The sequence below is a fragment of the Eubacterium sp. An3 genome (assembly GCF_002159465.1).
Taxonomy (GTDB): Bacteria; Bacillota; Clostridia; order Lachnospirales; family Lachnospiraceae; genus Anaerobutyricum; species Anaerobutyricum stercoris.
Window position 1 is genome coordinate 1 of record NZ_NFIR01000067.1, and the last position, 4,400, is coordinate 4,400.

A 4,400-nucleotide genomic window follows, 5' to 3' on the forward strand; every position below is an offset into this window, starting at 1 on the left:
CAGTCGTCGCCGACCTTTCCCGCTGTGTTTTTCTATTGAGATATGATGCCGCAAATCTCTGTCTTATTGCATCACTAAGATTGTGACAAAACTCCCGTTCCATCTCGACGGCATCTGTACCATTGTGGCTGATTCCGGTTGTGTTTTCTGTGAACCTCCGGCATTTATACACATGATTATGTCGAGGTGATAAGAAGCAGGAAAGTTTACACAACACAGATGACATTTTGGACACAGACAGCTTTCGACCGCGAGCTGTGAACGAGGACTGTCATATTTCCTGAATAGATATATCCTATCGTTCAGAACGAGTGAGGGCCGAGTCGGGCGAACCTGTCTGTGGTCTTATGTCATCGTCTGTGTATCATTTCTTATCATCTTGACAACTCCCAATTTTATACATTAAATTTAAACAGCACCACGTCTCCGTCCTGCATCACATATTCTTTGCCTTCTGAGCGGACAAGTCCCTTGTCTCTGGCGGCGGACATGCTTCCGCAGGCAACCAGGTCATCGTAACTGATGACGTCGGCTTTGATGAAGCCGCGCTCGAAGTCGGAATGAATCTTTCCGGCAGCCTGAGGTGCCTTGGTGCCGGCGGTGATGGTCCATGCTTTGGATTCGATTGGTCCTGCAGTCAGATAAGAGATCAGGCCCAGGATACGGTAGCTTGCCTTGATGAGCTTTTCGAGACCGGATTCGGAAAGACCCAGATCTTCGAGAAACATAGCTTTTTCATCGTCATCAAGCTCTGCAATCTCCTGTTCGATCTGTGCGCAGACCACAAATACTTCAGAGTCGCAGTCGGCGGCGTACTTCTTTACTTCCTGTACGTATTCATTGGAAGCGCCGTCATCACCCAGGTCATCTTCTGATACATTGGCGGCGAAGATAACAGGTTTATCCGTCAGCAGATTGCACTCAGCGATTAGCTTTTGTTCGTCTTCATCCTCTGTGACGAAGGTTTTTGCCAGATGACCGTCCTCAAGATGCGCTTTCATTTTCTTTAACAGCTCAACCTCAGCGGCAATTTTTTTATCGTTGTGGGCAGCGCGGGCAGATTTTGCAATCCGGCGCTCCAGAACCTCGATGTCGGCAAAGATTAATTCAAAATTGATGGTCTCAATGTCCCGAAGCGGATTGACGCTGCCGTCCACATGGATGACATTGCTGTCTTCAAAGCATCGCACCACATGAACGATAGCGTCCACTTCGCGGATGTTGGCAAGGAACTGATTGCCAAGCCCCTCCCCTTTGGAGGCTCCTTTGACCAGACCGGCAATGTCCACAAACTCGATCACTGCGGGAACGATTTTGGCAGAATCATACATATCTGAAAGCACCTGCAGACGGGCGTCCGGAACCGGAACGATGCCCACATTCGGGTCAATGGTACAGAAAGGGTAGTTGGCTGATTCGGCGCCGGCTTTGGTAAGAGAGTTGAATAATGTACTCTTTCCCACGTTTGGAAGTCCGACAATTCCTAATTTCATAGTAATTCCTCCATTTATTGTGTATTTTATATGATTATTGTGCAGTTCGCATTACAACTGTCCATTCTACCATAGAAAGAAAGAAGCTGGCAAGAGGGCGAAAAAAAGAAATATGATTGAAAATTTTGTCGGGGCAGGCTATAATATCCCCAATGTCAAAGCATGGAGATAGTTATTGATCGTCTCTGTGTTGCAATATAGATTTACAGGAGGTTATTATGGAATATATGGATATCAGATTTCCGAATCTGGGTATTGTATTTTCCCATGTGGGACGGTACATTTCCATCGGAGATTTTCCTATTATGTTTTATGGCATCATCATTGCTTCCGGTTTTCTGGTGGGTTTGCTGGTGGCTCAGAGAGAGGCGAAGCGGACCGGGCAGAATCCGGAGCTGTATCTGGATTATCTGATCTGCATGATGATTCCGGCAATTATTGGTGCGAGAGCTTATTACGTGATTTTTTCCTGGGACTATTATAAAGATCATCTGGCGGATATTATCAATACCAGGCACGGCGGACTCGGCATCGTCGGCGGTGTGGCGGCAGCCATTATCGTACTGCTTATTTTTGCGAAAGTGAGAAAACAGAAGGCGCTGCTGATGCTCGATACCATGACTATGGCGCTGCTTATAGGACAGATTATGGGACGCTGGGGTAATTTCTTCAACAGGGAAGCGTTTGGCGGGTATACCGACGGCTTGCTGGCTATGCAGATACCTCTCGGATATTTTGAGCAGACCGGGAGACTGGGGGAGATTGAACAGGCGGGATTGATGGATCATCTCGTGAATCTGGACGTGGGCGGACAGAGTGTGGCTTATATTCAGGTGCACCCGACTTTCCTTTATGAAGGGCTGTGGAATTGTCTTGTACTGCTGGTGATTTTCCTTTACAGAAAACATAAGAAATTTGACGGTGAGCTGTTGTGCATTTATCTGATGGGCTACGGTATCGGACGGTTTTTCATTGAAGGACTGCGGGTAGACCAGCTTCAGATCGGCAATACGGGAATTGCCGCAACGCAGGTTGTGTGCGTATGTATATTTATGGGCAGTCTTATCGCAATGTTTATAAAAAGGAAACGGCTGAAACAGCAGAAAGGCGTATAAAAGGCGCTGATTTTGTACCCGGTGCTTGCTTCTTGTGTTTTTGTGTGCTATAATGCCAGAAGTTTTTGCGGACAAAAGATGAAAAAAGGGGAAAAGGTCTGGAGGAAGTTATGAAGCGATTTTGGAAAGATTTGAAGGAGCATTACAGATATGCCCTTTACTCCGCCAAATCGGAGTTGAAATCAGAGGTTGCCAATTCCTATCTGAACTGGATATGGTGGGTGCTGGAACCTTTCTGTTTTATGTTAATTTATACATTTATCTTTGGTTATATTTTTAACACAAAAGAGCCGTTTTTCTCAGCTTTTGTATTTATCGGCCTGACAGCATGGGATTTTTTCAACCGCTGTCTGACGCAGAGCGTGAAGCTGATGCGGAACAATAAGTCCATTGTTACAAAGGTTTATATTCCGAAGTTTATCCTGCTCATATCCCGCATGTTTTTTAACGGATATAAGATGCTGATTTCCTTTGGTATTATTGTAGCCATGGTGATTTTTTTCCGGATTCCGCTGACGCTCAATATTCTTTATGTAATACCGATTATGATTACGCTGTTTGTGCTGACCTTTGCTTTGATGACTCACCTGCTTCACTACGGCGTGTTTGTGCAGGATTTGACCAATGTGGTTACCATTGTCCTGCGTATGATTTTCTATATGACGGGTATCTTCTATAACATTGAGACCCGGGTGCCTGAACGGTTTGTGGGACTGCTGATGCATGCCAATCCGATGGCTCTGCTTTTGAGCAGCCTGCGGAAATGTATCCTCTATGGCGAGGCGCCGGATATGAAATGGATTGGCATTTGGTTTGTCATCAGCGTTGTTATTGCGATATTGGGAATTCGTAAGATTTACAAGAATGAAAACAGTTATGTAAAGGTGATTTAATGGAAGTAATGGAAGAACGTAAGAGCGCGATCAGCGTCAGGAATGTATGTATTAATTATAGAAGTTTGAAGGCAAGTTCCATCAAGCAGAGTATGTTCAGCCTGAGAAAGGTAAAGCAGGAAGTATTTCAGGCAGTCCGAAACGTTTCCTTTGAAGTGCCGGAGGGACAGATCCTGGGGATTACCGGAAAGAACGGCAGCGGCAAGTCTACCATGCTTCGTGCCATTGCCGGCATTTTTTCCGCCGACAGCGGGGAGATTGACCTGCACGGCCATTCGATTTCCCTTTTGTCCATCGGCGTTGGTTTTAAAAACGAGTTGTCCGGCCGGGAGAATATCATTCTTTCCGGAATGCTTCTTGGATTTTCCAAAGAAGAGATTATGGAGAAGATGCCGGAGATCATAGATTTTGCCGGTATCGGTAATTTCATTGATATGCCGGTACGTACGTATTCAAGCGGTATGCATTCCAAGCTTGCCTTTTCCATCACAGCGATTCTGGAGACAGAGATTATGCTCATCGATGAGGTATTGAGCGTTGGCGACCAGAAGTTCCGTAAGAAGAGCTACCGGAAGATGAAAGAACTCATTTCCAACAGGGACCGGACGGTAGTCATTGTATCTCATAATATGAATATGCTGGAAGACTTGTGCGATCAGCTTATGTGGATGCACGACGGTGAGATCGTTATGTACGATAAACCGGAGATTGTCCTTCCGATATATAAAGATTTTATGCGGTAGACGCCGCCAGCGAGAAGAAGCCTTCGGGCTTCTTTTTTTGATTGATAGGAAATTCCGATTTTTATGGAATTAAAAGAAAGCAAGAGTTCACCGAACATATGTTAGATAAACTCTTGCTTGAGCAGGAAGATAAGACGACACGGGTTAGAAGATATA

General features: G+C 45.5%; 4 protein-coding genes. 3 read left to right on the forward strand and 1 reads right to left on the reverse strand.

From position 1 onward, the window contains the following. Positions 1–395: 395 nt before the first annotated feature. The gene (gene ychF, locus B5F87_RS20005) at positions 396–1,493 is read right to left on the reverse strand and encodes a redox-regulated ATPase YchF (RefSeq protein ID WP_087284356.1); all 1,098 of its coding nucleotides are present in this window, start codon (positions 1,491–1,493) and stop codon (positions 396–398) included. A 218-nt stretch (positions 1,494–1,711) separates the two neighbouring features. On the opposite strand from ychF, the gene lgt reads away from it, so the two are divergent. The 3 genes from lgt (at position 1,712) to B5F87_RS20020 (ending at position 4,244) form a co-directional block, all read left to right on the forward strand. Beyond that, entirely contained in the window at positions 1,712–2,608 is an 897-nt protein-coding gene (lgt, locus tag B5F87_RS20010) for a prolipoprotein diacylglyceryl transferase (RefSeq protein WP_087284359.1), read from the forward strand. A 110-nt stretch (positions 2,609–2,718) separates the two neighbouring features. Continuing rightward, positions 2,719–3,501: an ABC transporter permease gene (locus B5F87_RS20015; RefSeq protein ID WP_087284362.1), complete on the forward strand. Its 783-nt coding sequence runs from the start codon at positions 2,719–2,721 to the stop codon at positions 3,499–3,501. Next, positions 3,501–4,244: an ABC transporter ATP-binding protein gene (locus B5F87_RS20020; RefSeq protein WP_343215790.1), complete on the forward strand. Its 744-nt coding sequence runs from the start codon at positions 3,501–3,503 to the stop codon at positions 4,242–4,244. Before B5F87_RS20015 ends, B5F87_RS20020 begins: the two co-directional genes overlap by 1 nt. Positions 4,245–4,400 lie beyond the last annotated feature (156 nt).